Source organism: Rhizobium acaciae, assembly GCF_025941625.1.
Classification (GTDB): domain Bacteria; phylum Pseudomonadota; class Alphaproteobacteria; order Rhizobiales; family Rhizobiaceae; genus Rhizobium; species Rhizobium acaciae.
On the sequence record NZ_JAPCZO010000007.1, the window covers coordinates 104,547 to 118,896 of the forward strand.

The 14,350-nt window shown below is 62.6% G+C and carries 13 protein-coding genes; 12 read left to right on the plus strand and 1 reads right to left on the minus strand.

The features are described from left to right. The first annotated feature begins 56 nt into the window (after positions 1-56). The 11 genes from OLZ32_RS13125 (at position 57) to OLZ32_RS13175 (ending at position 12,630) form a co-directional block, all read left to right on the plus strand. Entirely contained in the window at positions 57-3,299 is a 3,243-nt protein-coding gene (locus OLZ32_RS13125) for an SPOR domain-containing protein (RefSeq protein ID WP_264421247.1), read from the plus strand. A gap of 110 nt (positions 3,300-3,409) precedes the next feature. Next, on the plus strand, positions 3,410-4,423 hold the full coding sequence (nagZ, locus tag OLZ32_RS13130) for a beta-N-acetylhexosaminidase (RefSeq protein ID WP_264421249.1): 1,014 nt from the start codon (positions 3,410-3,412) through the stop codon (positions 4,421-4,423). Positions 4,424-4,441: 18 nt separating this feature from the next. Next, the gene (locus tag OLZ32_RS13135) at positions 4,442-5,299 is read left to right on the plus strand and encodes a segregation and condensation protein A (protein ID WP_017991197.1); all 858 of its coding nucleotides are present in this window, start codon (positions 4,442-4,444) and stop codon (positions 5,297-5,299) included. Further along, positions 5,296-6,012 carry an SMC-Scp complex subunit ScpB gene (gene scpB, locus OLZ32_RS13140; RefSeq protein WP_003538964.1) on the plus strand — a complete coding sequence of 239 codons (717 nt, stop codon included), beginning with the start codon at positions 5,296-5,298 and terminating at the stop codon, positions 6,010-6,012. The genes OLZ32_RS13135 and scpB overlap by 4 nt, the downstream gene beginning before the upstream one ends. A 182-nt stretch (positions 6,013-6,194) precedes the next feature. Then, on the plus strand, positions 6,195-6,386 hold the full coding sequence (locus OLZ32_RS13145; protein WP_003538990.1) for a twin-arginine translocase TatA/TatE family subunit: 192 nt from the start codon (positions 6,195-6,197) through the stop codon (positions 6,384-6,386). A gap of 51 nt (positions 6,387-6,437) precedes the next feature. Further along, positions 6,438-7,049 carry a Sec-independent protein translocase protein TatB gene (tatB, locus tag OLZ32_RS13150; RefSeq protein ID WP_003538992.1) on the plus strand — a complete coding sequence of 204 codons (612 nt, stop codon included), beginning with the start codon at positions 6,438-6,440 and terminating at the stop codon, positions 7,047-7,049. Further along, entirely contained in the window at positions 7,046-7,873 is an 828-nt protein-coding gene (tatC, locus tag OLZ32_RS13155; protein WP_003538993.1) for a twin-arginine translocase subunit TatC, read from the plus strand. The genes tatB and tatC overlap by 4 nt, the downstream gene beginning before the upstream one ends. A gap of 201 nt (positions 7,874-8,074) precedes the next feature. After that, positions 8,075-9,358: a serine--tRNA ligase gene (gene serS / locus OLZ32_RS13160; protein ID WP_017991199.1), complete on the plus strand. Its 1,284-nt coding sequence runs from the start codon at positions 8,075-8,077 to the stop codon at positions 9,356-9,358. Positions 9,359-9,362: 4 nt separating this feature from the next. Continuing rightward, positions 9,363-10,136, plus strand: coding sequence for a 5'/3'-nucleotidase SurE (surE, locus tag OLZ32_RS13165; protein ID WP_017991200.1), 774 nt, complete (start codon positions 9,363-9,365; stop codon positions 10,134-10,136). Beyond that, positions 10,133-10,786: a protein-L-isoaspartate(D-aspartate) O-methyltransferase gene (locus OLZ32_RS13170; protein WP_003539001.1), complete on the plus strand. Its 654-nt coding sequence runs from the start codon at positions 10,133-10,135 to the stop codon at positions 10,784-10,786. Before surE ends, OLZ32_RS13170 begins: the two co-directional genes overlap by 4 nt. 242 nt (positions 10,787-11,028) lie before the next feature. Beyond that, entirely contained in the window at positions 11,029-12,630 is a 1,602-nt protein-coding gene (locus OLZ32_RS13175; RefSeq protein WP_026160216.1) for a M23 family metallopeptidase, read from the plus strand. Positions 12,631-12,794: 164 nt separating this feature from the next. On the opposite strand, the gene OLZ32_RS13180 is transcribed toward OLZ32_RS13175, so the two are convergent. After that, entirely contained in the window at positions 12,795-13,667 is an 873-nt protein-coding gene (locus OLZ32_RS13180) for an ATP-binding protein (RefSeq protein ID WP_264421255.1), read from the minus strand. A gap of 310 nt (positions 13,668-13,977) precedes the next feature. Here OLZ32_RS13180 and yajC point away from each other — a divergent pair, with 310 nt between their 5' ends. After that, positions 13,978-14,325, plus strand: coding sequence for a preprotein translocase subunit YajC (gene yajC, locus OLZ32_RS13185; RefSeq protein ID WP_003539006.1), 348 nt, complete (start codon positions 13,978-13,980; stop codon positions 14,323-14,325). Positions 14,326-14,350: the final 25 nt, after the last annotated feature.

Sequence of the window (14,350 nt, forward strand, 5' to 3'; positions counted from 1 at the left end):
CATTTCCCCACAATGCGCTGGCATTTGAGCGTTGGCGTTTGCGAGTGGGAATAGGCATGGCTGATAAACAACTTGCGTATGATACGCGCGGAAAAAACGATCTGTTTGCCGACGATGATCCGTTGGCTGAACTGGCCCGGATCGTCGGCTTCGAGCCGCGTGTTGCAGCGAATACGGTGACGGAGACCGCACGCCGCGAGCCTGCCCTCGATCTCGAGGACGAGCTTGGGCGCGAGTTCGATCGCTACGATTCGCCACGTCCGCTTGCAGAGCTCGACCGGCCCGCCGAACCGATCTCTGACGACCTCGCGCCTGAAGATTACGTCGAGCCTGTTCTTGATGCTTCTTCCGCTGTCGAACCTGCGGAGGCCCCCGAGCCGGTTTCGGTTTCCGTCGCCCCCGTTGAGGCTGAAGAAGCTTTGCCCGCCGCAGGGAATGAGGACGCATCTGCCGTCGACTGGGCGGAGCAGCTTTCTCCCGAGTCCGATGCGTCGGTGCAATCAGCCTTCGGCGGTGCGCGCGACCTGATTGAGGAGCTTGAGCTGTCGATCGGCGCAGCACCGGTCTCTTCGCTGGCGCAGCCCACCAAGGCGCCGCAATGGTCGGCTGCCAGCATCAGGCTGCCGCTTGCCAATTTCCATGCGCCGAGGCGCGAGGAACCGGTTGTTTTGCCGGAGCCTGTGGCCGAAGCTGTCGCCGCACCGGTTGCTGAAGCACCATCCGTCGATCTTCCTGTGGTCGAGCCTCAACCTGTCATCGAGCCTTCGCCGCTTGTCGCCGCTGTCGAGCCTTCCGAGGAATTCGAATCTGCTTCTCCGTCACTTGGCTTTCCCGCCGAACTCGATCGCCATGATGAGGTGATCGCGCCGGAAGAGACCGCCGCGACCGAAGAATTCGTCGAAGTCGAGGAAGAGCTGGAGGACTTCGGGTCCGACGCCGGTTTCGATCTCATCGCCGCCGCCGTCGAAGGCGAGATCCAGGCCGATGCCGCGCTGACCGAGGTCGTCCCCGATGTTCCGCACACCGCCGGCACATTCGATCTCGACGATCTGCTCGCCGACGTCTCGCGTTATCCGGTGCCGCAACGTGCCAATCCGGCGCCCGTCTCGCAGCAACCCGCATCGATCGAGGCAGCGCCCGTTCCGGCCGCTCCCGTCGCCGCCGCACCGGTCGAGCCCAAGGTGATCGCGCCCGCATCGCTCGCCGTAGCACCCGTCCGGTCTGCCCCGGTCGAGCCGGCTCCGGTCTATACGGCCGAAGCCGCAAGACCGATCGCGCCGCAGCTTGCTAGTGTCGTTACGCCTCAGCCTGCCGCCGCGGCATATTCGCCGACGCCGCAGCCGGTATCGGAAGCCGACGACCCCTTCGCCGGCCATGATTTCGAGCTGGATCTTGCCGGCATCGAGCTGGAACTCACCGATCTCGATTTCTCTGAGCCTTCCGAGCCCGCACCCCAACCTGAGCCGCCAGCCCCTGTTCCCCAGCAGGCCGCTGCCGTCGCTCCTCGGCCCGCTCCGGTTTTTGCTCCTGAGCCGCCGGCTCCTGCTTTTGAGCAGGCTGCTGCCGCTCCTGCGCGGTCCGCTCCGGCCTTCGTTCCCGAGCCGCAGGCTCAAGCTCCGGCTCCGGCTTTCAACTGGACGCCTGTCTCCGAATCGACCGAAGACCTGCCATTCGATCCGGCGATGATCTCCGATCCGGAGGATCGTCCCGAGGCCGTCGACGACATGCACGTGCCGGCGCTGCCGCCGGTCGAGCAGCCCGCGCCGGTCGCGAAATCTGCGGATTTCGATTTCGATCTCGACGCCGAGATCGCCAGCTTCTTTGAACCGGCCAAACCGCGGCAAACGCCGACGCCGGTCCGGGATACGGCCGCCGCCGCTGCACAGCCGGTCAAGCCCACCATTGCCGATGGCCTCGATGATTTCGAACGGGCGCTGGAGGAAGATTTTCGCCGCAGCGTGCGCGAGCCGGTCGAGCGCCGCGAGACCTCCGAGGTTCGCATCGAATCGGCAAGCCAGGCCGCTGATTTCAGCCGCGCTCGGTCGATGCGCCAGCTTCTTGCCGGGGCCGTCGTGCTCGTGGTCTTTGCCGGCGTCGGTTATGGCGTCTATTCCTCCGTCTGGAACGGCGAGGGGCTCGGCATTGTCGCATCCGGCGAGCCGCGTGTGATCACCGCCGACAAGGAGCCGGTCAAGGTCGTTCCGGAAAATCCTGGCGGCAAGACCGTGCCGAACCAGGATAAGGCCGTCTACGACCGCGTTGCGGGTTCTGCCGAAGAGCCGAAGCAGAAGGCGCTCGTTTCTTCTGATGAGGCGCCCGTCGATGTGGTCCAGCGCACGCTGACACCCGAAGCGCTGCCCGAGGACGACGAGAACGCCAGCGTCGACGATCAGGTCACGCCGACTGCGGTCGGTGAGACGGAGGATCCGCGTCTGCTGCCAACCCAGGACAGCGCCAACAACGCTTCGGCAACCGACACTGACAAGACGCCGTCCGTTTCGCCGCGCAAGGTCCGCACGATGATCGTCAAGCCTGACGGTACGTTGGTCGCCCGCGAGGAACCGGCGCCCGTCGACGAGCCGACACAGTCTGCCCAGGCGACACAGTCTGCCCAGGTGACGCCCGCTGCCCAGCCGATGCCGCCGGCGCAGCCGGCGTTGACGGCTCCGTCGACCTCGTCCGCGCAATCGACCCCGCCTGTACCTCCCGTCGGCGGAACGGCCGCAAGCTTCCCGGCAAGTGCCGAGGTTGCTTCCGCCGATGGGCGTTCTGCAGCCCCCTTCGAAACCGCGCCGGTACAGCCGCCGCTCGCCGGCAGTGCCGACGCGCAGGCCGCAAATCCCGCTCCGGTCGCTCCGCCCGTGCGCCCGGTCAAGACCGCGGCGGTTGCCGATACCGCTCCGATTCCGACCGCCCGTCCGGTCGATCAGCCCGTCAACGTTGTCGGCACCGTGACCGAGAAGGGCAATGTCCGCCCGCCTGCCCAGCAGCCGAAGGCGACGGAGGTCGCGGCCGCAGCACCAGTCGCCGCAAAGCCGCAGCAGGCCGCATCCGCCGGCGGCTACGGCATCCAGATCGCCTCGCTGCCTTCGGAAGACGAGGCGACCAAATCCTATGCCAACCTGTCGAAGAAATTCGCCAGCGTGCTTGGCGGTCGCAGCCATGAGATCCGCAGGGCCGATATCGCCGGCAAGGGCACCTTCTACCGTGTCCGCATTCCGGCCGGTTCCAAGGATGAGGCCGCAGCACTCTGCGAACAGTATCGCGCGGTGGGCGGAAGCTGCCTGATCTCCAGGTAGGATCGCGATTTTCAATATAAGAGCGGCGGGCCGGATCGGTCCGCCGCTCTTTTTTGTGCATCGCGCCCGACCTTGCTCGCATTTGGCCGGGCGCCGTCTATGATTCTTACATGACCGAATCAAAAGCGATGATCCTTGGCTGTAGCGGCCTTGCCCTCACATCCGAAGAGAAAGCCTTTTACCGGGGCGAGCGCCCCTGGGGCTTCATCCTCTTCGGGCGCAATATCTCCGAAGCACGGCAGATCGCCGACCTCGTCGCCGAACTGCGCGATAGCGTCGGCTGGCATGCGCCGGTGCTGATCGACCAGGAGGGCGGCCGCGTCCAGCGCATCCGCCCACCCGTTCTGGCGCGTTATCCTTCCGGTCAGGCGCTCGGCGATCTCTATCGCCGCGATCGCGCACTCGGCCTGCGCACCGCCTGGCTGATGTCGCGGCTGCACGCCTTCGATCTTTCGAGCCTCGGCATCGATGTCGATTGCCTGCCGGTGCTCGATGTGCCGGTCGAGGGCAGCAGTAACGTCATCGGCGACCGCGCCTATGGCGGCGATCCGCAGACCGTCATCGCCATGGGCCAGGCGGCTGCCGAGGGGCTGAAGGCCGGCGGCCTGTTGCCTGTGATGAAGCATATGCCCGGCCACGGTCGCGGCTTTGCCGATTCACATCTGGAACTGCCCGTCGTCACCGTCTCGCGCGATGAGCTGGAGCTCCATGACTTCCCGCCCTTTGCCGCGATGAAGGACGAGTTGATGGCCATGACCTGTCACGTCGTTTTCGCCGCCATCGACCCGGACAATCCGGCGACGACCTCGCGCAAGGTGATCGACGGCATCATCCGCGAGCACATCGGCTTTAACGGTCTTCTACTCTCCGACGACAGCTCGATGAACGCTCTTTCCGGTACGATCGGTGAACGTGCGGCGAATATCATTGCAGGCGGATGCGATATCGTGCTGCATTGCAATGGCAATATGGACGAGATGCGGGAGGTTGTGGCAAATGTTCCGCCGCTCGCCGGCATATCGCTTGCCCGCACAAAAGCGGTGGAAGCGGGCTTCGCGGCGCCGGATACCGCCGATGAAGCGGAATTGAGGGCGGAATTCGAGGCGATGTTTGCGACGGTCTGATCGTAAGGGAGCAGTTAGGTGAACACGGTCAAGGGCACGGAACGTCCGCAGGCGGCAACGCCCATGGACAAGCTGTGGCAGGATAACGGTGCCGAGCGCGCCAGCCACGAGCCGGCGCTGGTGATCGACGTCGCCGGCTTCGAAGGCCCGCTCGACCTGTTGCTCTATCTCGCCCGCAACCAGAAGGTCGATCTGTCGCGCATTTCGGTGCTGGCGCTCGCCGAGCAATATCTACTGTTCATCGAAAGCGCCCGGCGTATCCGCATCGAGCTTGCCGCCGATTACCTCGTCATGGCAGCCTGGCTTGCCTATCTCAAGTCGAAGCTGCTCATTCCCCAGCAGGTCAAGGATGACGGCCCTTCCGGCGAGGAGCTGGCGGCAACGCTCGCCTTCCGCCTGAAACGCCTCGAAGCCATGCGCCAGGCGGCAGACGGCCTCGTCAACCGCAATCGCCTCGGCCGCGATATCTTCGTGCGCGGCGCGCCCGAGCATATTCCCGATCGCCAGCAATCAGCTTATGCGGCGAGCCTTTATGATCTCCTGACCGCCTATGCGGCGCTGCGCCAGCGCCATGCCGTCACCCAGGTGACGATCGAGCGGCGTACCGTCTGGTCGCTGACGGATGCCCGCGAGCTGCTGACCCAGATGATCGGCGAGGTCGCCGACTGGACGGCGATGGAGCATTATCTGCTACGATATCTCGCAGCGCCCGAAGAGCGCATCACGGCAATCGCCAGCGCCTTTGCCGCCTCGCTGGAGTTGGTGCGCGAGGGCAAGCTCGAAATCCGCCAGGACGGCGCCTTTCAGCCGATATACATGCGCCGCGGTCCGAAACATGCCACGCTGCAGGTGGTCGAACAGGAGCGGCCGGCTTGATCGATCTGAAGGGCGAAGAGGATTTCGAAGGCAATTTCGAAGACAGGAGCCGCGACCTGCAGGCCGAGATCGAGGCCGAGCGCATCGCCGAGGCGCTGGTCTTCGCCTCCTCGCAGCCGGTCTCCGAAGGCTTCCTCGCCGAGCGCCTGCCTGAGAAGACCGACGTGCATGCGATCATGCTGCGCCTGAAGGAACAATATGCGCCGCGCGGCGTCAATCTCGTGCAGGTCGAAGGCGCCTGGGCCTTCCGCACCGCCGCCGACCTGTCCTTCGTCATCCGCCGTGATGACAATGAGGTGAAGAAGCTTTCGCGCGCCGCACTGGAAGTACTGGCGATCATCGCCTATCACCAGCCGGTGACGCGTGCCGAAATCGAGGATATCCGCGGCGTCCAGACCTCGCGCGGCACACTCGACGTGCTGATGGAAGCCGGCTGGGTGCGCTTCCGTGGCCGCCGGCGCACACCGGGGCGGCCGGTGACATTGGGCACGACACGCGATTTCCTCGACCATTTCGGCCTCGAAGAGCTGCGTGACCTGCCTGGTCTCGAAGAGTTGAAGGGAGCGGGCTTGCTGTCGGGCCGCATTCCGGCGAATTTCAACATTCCCTCGCCGTTGATGAACGACGAACTGACCGAGGACGAAGACCCGATCACACAGATGGACCTCGAGGAACTGGGGTTGCTGGCGCCGCGCGGCACCTCTGAAGATTGAGGGGCTTGCGTCTTGCTTTTGCCATGCATGGCGAAAACAATGGAGCCAGCACTTTTCGATGGGCCAACGGCTTGTCACAAAGGGCGATACCGTGACATTAAGCTCAATCCAAAGGGCTTGATGTTGGAAACGGTGTTGGAAATCCTTACATCGTGGGAACATAGAAACAGGGAGTTAGCGTAATGGGTTCTTTTAGCATGTGGCACTGGCTGATCGTTCTGGTCATCGTGCTGTTGTTGTTCGGTCGCGGCAAGATTCCGGAACTGATGGGCGACGTTGCCAAGGGCATCAAGAGCTTCAAGAAAGGCATGACGGACGAAGACGCGCCGGACACGGCAAAGACCGTCGATCACAAGGCCGACGAAACGAAGTAACCAAGTCCGGGAAAAAGCGCAGCCCCCGCGCTTCCCGTCCAGGAGCCTTGCATGTTCGATATTGGCTGGACCGAGCTTTTGGTCATCGCGGTCGTACTGATCGTGGTCGTCGGTCCCAAGGATTTGCCGCCGATGCTGCGCGCTTTCGGCAAGATGACGCAGCGCGCCCGCAAGGTTGCGGGTGATTTCCGTGCGCAGTTCGATGAGGCGTTGCGCGAAGCCGAGCTTGACGATGTCCGTCAGACGATCAGCGACGCCCAGAAGCTCAACCCGGTCAACAGTCTGCGCGAGGCGATGAACCCGCTCCGCCAGATGGGCAACGAGATCAAGGCCGACCTGCAGAAGGCGACCACGGTCACGGAAAACAAGACCGAGGTGCCGCCCGATGCTGTCGCAGCCCCGACGCCGTCGATGAGCTTGCCGGAAACGCCGCCATTGGTAGCGACACCTGTGCCGTCGGAACCCGCCGCCGCAGCGATTGTGCAAGCCGATACGGTTGCGGCCAGGCCGAAGGCTGTGCGCAAGCCGCGCGTCAAGCCTGCCGACCGGGTCGATGCTGCGGCCGCCGTTGCCGTGCCTGTGGAAAAGCCGAAACGCACGACGGCGGTCAGGAAGCCTGAAACGCCGAAGAAGCCTGCGCAGACAAAGAAGGACGAGGCATGAGCGGTGATATCGAAGACAAGCCGCAGCCGTTGATCGAGCACCTGATGGAGCTGCGCACGCGGCTGATGTGGTCGATCGGCGCGTTTTTCGTCGCCTTCATCGCATGCTTCTTTTTTGCCAAGAATCTCTTCAATTATCTGGTCATCCCATACAAGACAGCGGTCCAGTGGGCTAATCTCGACGTCGAGAAAGCGCAGCTCATCTACACCGCGCCGCAGGAATTCTTCTTCACCCAGGTCAAGGTGGCGATGTTCGGCGGCCTTGTGGTCGCTTTCCCGATCATCGCCGCCCAGGTCTACAAGTTCGTGGCGCCCGGCCTCTACAAGAACGAGCGTCAGGCTTTCCTGCCATTCCTGATCGCCTCGCCGGTTCTGTTCCTGATGGGCGGCGCGCTCGTCTACTTTTTCTTCACGCCGATGGTCATGTGGTTCTTCCTGTCGATGCAGCAGGCGCCGGGTCATGACGAGGTAGCGATCTCGCTGATGCCGAAGGTCTCGGAATATCTGAGCCTGATCATGACGCTGGTCTTCTCCTTCGGCCTCGTCTTCCAGCTGCCTGTCATCACCACGCTGCTCGCCCGTGTCGGTCTTCTGACGTCGCAGTGGCTCGCCGAAAAGCGCAAGTTTGCCATCGTCCTCGCCTTCGTCGTCGCCGCCGTGCTGACGCCGCCGGATCCGATGTCCCAGATCGGCCTTGCGATACCGACGATCCTTCTCTACGAGATTTCCATCTATGCGGCGCGACTCGTGGAGCGCCAGCGTGCCCGGCAGGCGGTCGAAAAGGAAACCGGATCCGCAGACGTTGCCAAGACGGACAGCGTCTGAGCGGCGATCCCGGAAATCCCTTCATGAACGCCGTCGACTGCGTAATCCTTAAATCGGAATCGGTTTAAGGAATTAGGCAGCAATTCAAAGTGTTGCGGTGTCCTTTGCGCGTCTGAAAAGACCGGGCGGCGCTGTAACATCCGGTCGAGGCCAGATTAGGCTTTGGCCGGGCCACCTCTGTTGCAACGACCTGGAACGACGATGCTCGATATCAAATGGATCCGTGAGAATCCCGAAGCGCTCGATGCCGCCCTAGCCAAGCGCGGCGCGGAGCCTCTTGCCCAAAGCCTTGTCGCTCTCGATGAAAAGCGCCGCTCAGCCGTGCAGAAGGCGCAGGACCTGCTGTCCCGCCGCAACCTCGCCTCCAAGGAGATTGGCGCGGCGATGGCCGAGAAGAATAGCGAACTGGCCGAGAAGCTGAAGGCGGAGGTGTCTGAACTCAAGACCCTGCTGCCGGCGATTGAGGAAGAGGACCGGCAACTGACGGCCGAACTCAACGACGCGCTCTCGCGCATCCCGAACATTCCTTTCGACGACGTCCCGGTCGGCAAGGACGAACATGACAATGTCGTCACCCGCACGGTCGGCGAAAAGCCGCGCTGGAACCACGCACCGAAGGAGCACTTCGAAATCGGCGAAGCGCTCGGCTATATGGATTTCGAGCGCGCCGCCAAGCTCTCCGGCTCGCGCTTCACGGTTCTGACCGGTCCGCTCGCCAGGCTCGAGCGCGCGCTCGGCCAGTTCATGATCGATCTCCACACCAGCGAGCACGGCTATACCGAAGTCAGCTCGCCGCTGATGGTGCGCGACGAGGCCGTTTATGGCACCGCCCAGCTGCCGAAATTCGCTGAGGATCTCTTCAGGACGACTGATGGACGCTGGTTGATTCCGACGGCCGAAGTGACGCTGACCAATCTGGTGCGTGAGGAAATCCTCGATCAGGAAAAGCTGCCGCTCCGCTTCACCGCGCTGACGCCGTCCTTCCGTTCTGAAGCGGGATCCGCCGGCCGCGATACGCGCGGCATGCTGCGCCAGCATCAGTTCTGGAAATGCGAGCTCGTCTCGATCACCGATGCCGAGAGCGCCGTTGCCGAGCATGAGCGCATGACCGCCTGCGCCGAGGAAGTGCTGAAGCGTCTCGGCCTGCATTTCCGCACCATGACGCTTTGCACCGGCGACATGGGCTTCGGCTCGCGCAAGACTTACGATCTCGAAGTCTGGCTGCCGGGACAGAATGCCTTCCGTGAAATCTCTTCCTGCTCGGTCTGCGGCGATTTTCAGGGCCGGCGGATGAATGCGCGCTACCGCGGCAAGGACGACAAGAGCAACAGGTTCGTCCACACGCTGAACGGTTCCGGCACGGCCGTCGGCCGCTGCCTGATCGCCGTCCTTGAAAATTATCTGAACGAGGACGGTTCGGTCACGATTCCGGACGTTTTGCTGCCTTATATGGGCGGATTGACCAAAATCGAACGGGCGGCTTGAGGCGATGCGCATCCTGCTTACGAATGACGACGGCATTCACGCCGAAGGTCTTGCCGCGCTGGAGCGGATCGCGCGCACGCTGTCCGACGATGTCTGGATCGTGGCGCCCGAGACCGACCAGAGCGGCTTGGCCCATTCGCTGAGCCTCTCCGAACCTTTGCGGCTGCGCAAGATTTCCGACAAGCATTTCGCCCTGCGCGGCACGCCGACCGATTGCGTCATCATGGGCATCAGGCAGGTGATGGACATCAAGCCGGATCTCGTCCTGTCAGGCGTCAATTCAGGCTCGAACGTCGCCGACGACGTGACCTATTCCGGCACGATCGCCGGCGCCATCGAGGGCACGATGCAGGGCGTGCGCTCCTTCGCACTGAGCCAGGCCTATCTCTATGAGGACGGTGCACGCATCGTCCCCTGGGAGGTCTGCGAGACGCATGCGCCGGCTCTTCTGGAAAAGCTGATGGTCCTGGACCTGCCGGAGGGCACGTTCCTCAATCTCAATTTTCCGAACTGCCGTCCCGACGAAGTCGACGGCGCCGAGGTGACCATGCAGGGCAAACTCGCCTTCAATCTGCAGGTCGATGCCCGCTCCGACGGCCGGGGCTTTCCCTACTACTGGCTGAAGTTCGGTGAACGCGCCGGCGCCTTCGTCGAAGGCACCGATATTCACGCCCTGAAGCATAACAAGATTTCGGTAACGCCTTTGAAACTGGATCTGACCGATTATTCCGTGACGGACCGCGTGGCGCGGGCCTTGGGATACGGAGCACAAGTTTGACGGCAAGACTGGCGGAGAAGGAGGGCTTTGCGGCGCTCGTCCTCAGATTGCGTGCCGAAGGCATCTCGGACCTTGATCTGCTGACGGCGGTCGAGCAGACGCAGCGTTCGTTGTTCGTGCCGCCGCAATTCGCCGACGACGCCTATTCGAGCCGGACGATCCCGATCGAATGCGGTTCCTTCCTCGAAGGCATCGATTTTGCCGTCCGCATCCTGCATCACCTGAAGCTCAAGCCCGGCCAGCGCGTCCTGGAGATCGGCACTGGAAGCGGCTTTACCGCCGCCGTGATAGGCCGCCTGGCCGAGCGTGTTCTGTCCATCGACCGCTACAAGACGCTGACATCAGCCGCACAGCGGCGCATGGAATCGCTTGGTCTGCGCAGTGTCGTCATCCGCCAGGCCGACGGCAGTGCCGGCATGCAGGGTGAGGGCACCTTCGACCGCATCCTGGTGACGGCCGCCTTCAACGCGATGCCGCGCTTTTATACCGACCAGCTCGTTTCCGGCGGCTCGATGATCGCGCCGCTGATGATTTCCGAGAACGAGTGTCGCATGGTGCGGCTGACGAAAACCGGCAGCCGTTTCGAACGCGAGGAACTGTTCGAAGCGCCCTATTTGCCGATCGTTCCGCGTCTTGCCTCGCTGCTGTAGACGCGGATGATTTCAGGCCGGAATGGCCTGCGATTTGACCATCAGAAAAGAGCGCGCATGATCTCGTCCGAGAGCCGCTAAGACTTTTCGGCATCACGCTCAGCACACTGCGATTTTTCACCCGTAAGCTATGGTTATCAACTTCTCAAAAAAATCGCACTGATTCCAGCATCTTAACTGCGTGGTAATACTAACGCGTTTTAATAGACTCACAAATGGTTGCGTTCTCAGTGGGTCGAGTCATGCGTTTCAGTCTTTCGCCAAAGTTCGGGAAGTCGGCCGGTAATCTTCTGGTTGTTAGCCTGCTGGCAAGTGCCGCAACGGGCTGCAGTTCCGATGTGACACGGTTTGGCGGCTTGTTTTCCTCCTCCGGGCAGGATCAGATCACCACAAGTTCCATTCCGCGCAGGAATATGAACGGTTCTCAGGGCGATCCGGTGCCGCGCGCCGATCTTAGCAGTTCGGCCGTTGCCAGCCAGTCGGGCTACGGCGGCGGCAATGATGCGGTGAACCAGCCTTATCCCTCACGCCAGGGTTACGATCCGACCCGCACGTCGAGCTCGAGCGCACGTCTCGCTTCCGCGCCGGTCTCAGTGCAGCGTTCAGAGTTGGCCGCGCCGACGGCCGTTGCTCCGTCCCGGCAGCGAGATAAGGACGTCGCGCTCGCCCAGCCTTTCCCATCTGCGCCGCAGGCCGAAAAGCCCAGATTGGTAGCGCCGGCGGCACCCAAGGTGACGCCCGATACGCTGACAACAGGCACGACGCCGAAGGTTTCCGGCTGGTCCGCGACCAACGCTCCTTCGGTGACGCTGCGTCCGGGTGAAAGCATTGCCACGCTCTCAAGGCGTTTCGGCGTACCGGAAAAGGAAATTCTGCGCGTCAATGCTCTGAAGACGGCATCTGCTGCTCAGCCCGGCCAGGCGATCCTGATCCCGACCTTCAACGGCGGCAATGCCGCCAAGGCGGCATCGCAGGCGGCTGACCTTTCCAAGCCCGGCAAGATGCCGGCGCCGAAGGCGCCTGAGCAGAACGTCGCCGTCGTTCCGGGCGCCAATTCCGCCCGCGACAAGACGCTGGCGAGTGGCGATGTCACCGGCAAACTTCCCGCCGGCGCCGGCAAGGATCCGAAGGCGCCTGCCGGCACCTATGTCGTCAAGCAAGGCGATTCCCTGGCAAAGATTGCCAAGGCGACTGGTAGCAATGTCGACGACCTCAAGGCCGCCAACAATCTTTCGGCCAGCTCGCTCCGCATCGGTCAGGCTCTGAAAATCCCGAACGGCACCTCCGACAATATCAAGACCGCCTCGATCCCGGCTGAGAAGGTCGATCCGAAGCCGACTCAGCCGGCGGCTGCCCAGCAGACGGCTTCCGTTCAGCCCGCACCCTATAAGGCGCCGGCCGCCACTCAGACCGTCGACGATGTCGAGAAAAAGTCGGACGTCAGCTCCGCCGCGCCGGAATCGACCGGTATCGGCAAATATCGCTGGCCGGTGCGCGGCCAGGTCATTGCTTCGTACGGCGCCAACGTCAACGGCAACCGCAATGACGGCATCGACATTTCGGTACCGCAGGGCACGCCGATCAAGGCTGCCGAAAACGGCGTCGTCATCTATGCCGGCAACGGCCTGAAGGAACTCGGCAACACAGTTCTCGTCCGTCACGACGACGGTACCGTCACCGTCTACGGCAACGCCGATACGCTGAGCGTCGCCCGCGGCCAGAAGATCCAGCGCGGCCAGACTGTCGCCGTCTCCGGCATGAGCGGCGACGTCAAGCAGCCACAGGTCCATTTCGAGGTGCGCAAGGATGCGTCCCCGGTCAACCCGATGACTTTCCTGGAATAGGTACAGCGTACCAGGAAACGCAAAAGCCCGGCCGCCAGCCGGGCTTTTGTCATTTAATGGATGCCGCCCAAAAATGTGCAGCGCTTTTGGGAGGACGACGTGCACAGAGCAAAGACCGAAAATGCGTTGCATGTATCAAGTTCGATGCGACGTGCTTTAGATGTTTAGTCCCGGTCGATGTGAACCCGCATTCGTCCGGCCAGGTCTTGAATATACTGCCAGGCGACGCGGCCGGAGCGTGCGCCGCGCGTCGTTGCCCATTCCAGCGCTTCGGCATGCATCTTGTCGCGTTCGAGCCCGAGCTTGAAGTGATCGGCATAGCCGTCGATCATGCCGAGATAATCCTCCTGGCTGCATTTGTGGAAGCCGAGCCAGAGGCCGAAGCGGTCGGAAAGCGAAACCTTCTCCTCGACCGCTTCCGACGGATTGATCGCCGTCGACTGCTCGTTTTCCATCATGTGGCGCGGCAGGAGATGGCGCCGGTTGGAGGTGGCGTAGAAGAGCACATTGTCCGGCCGCCCTTCGATGCCGCCGTCGAGTGCCGCCTTTAGCGACTTGTAGGCGGTATCGTCGTGATCGAAGGAGAGATCGTCGCAGAAGACGATCACGCGGTACGGCGTGTCCTTCAGGAGGTCGAGCAGATTGGGAAGGCTGGCGATATCCTCACGATGGACTTCGACCAGTTTCAGCGAGGCGCTGCTTTCGCGCCTGACATCCTCGTGCACGGCCTTGACCAGAGAGGATTTGCCCATGCCGCGCGCGCCCCAGAGCAGCACATTGTTGGCGGCATAACCCTCGGCGAAACGCACCGTATTCTCGTGCAGGATGTCGCGCACGTGATCGACGCCGCGGATGAGCGTCAACGCCACCCGGTTCGGCCTCCTGACCGGCTGCAGATGCTGGCGCAATGGCGCCCAGACGAAACAGTCGGCAGCATCCCAGTCGTTGAGGGCGGGTGCCGGTCCGGCAAGACGCTCGACGGCGTCTGCGAGCCGCTTCAGCTCGGCAAGCAGGGCTGTGTTGATTTCCTCGGTCATCGGTGGCCTCCTGATGTCTCACTGCGGCAATCCGCTTTGATCTTTCGATGCCGCTAATGCATGTCGCCCGGAAGTGTGGAGCGGTTCCGGGATAACGACATGCTTGAAAACAAAAGAGCTAAGGCGTGTCGCATCGATCAAGTTCGATGCGACGCGCTTTAGCATGGCGTTTTGACGGCGAAAAGGTTATGAGGCAGCGGAATCGGTACTGTTTCCGGCTGTTTCTGTTGCATTCATCGAAGCCGTAACTATAGTCCGGCAACCTGAAAAGAGAGGCGGAGTTCCGCCGCCCAAGCCTGAGGAGTTTAGCATGTTCATCACCCCGGCATTCGCCCAGAGCGCGACCGATACCGCAACGGGATTCGGCGGCTCCGGTTTCGAAATGATCATCCTGTTCGTGCCGCTGATGGTCGTCTGGTACTTCCTGCTGATCCGTCCGCAGCGCGCACAGGCGAAAAAGCGTGAGGAAACCCTGAAGGCGATCCGTCGCGGCGACCAGGTCGTCACCGGTGGCGGCCTCGTCGGCAAGGTCACCAAGGTGATCGACGAAAAGGAAGTCGAAGTCGAGATCGCCGACGGCGTGCGCGTGCGCATCGTCCGCAGCGGCATCTCCGAAATTCGCGTCAAGGGTGAACCGGTCAAGGCCGACGCAGCGTAACAAGCGATAACGGCAGGACTGCCGG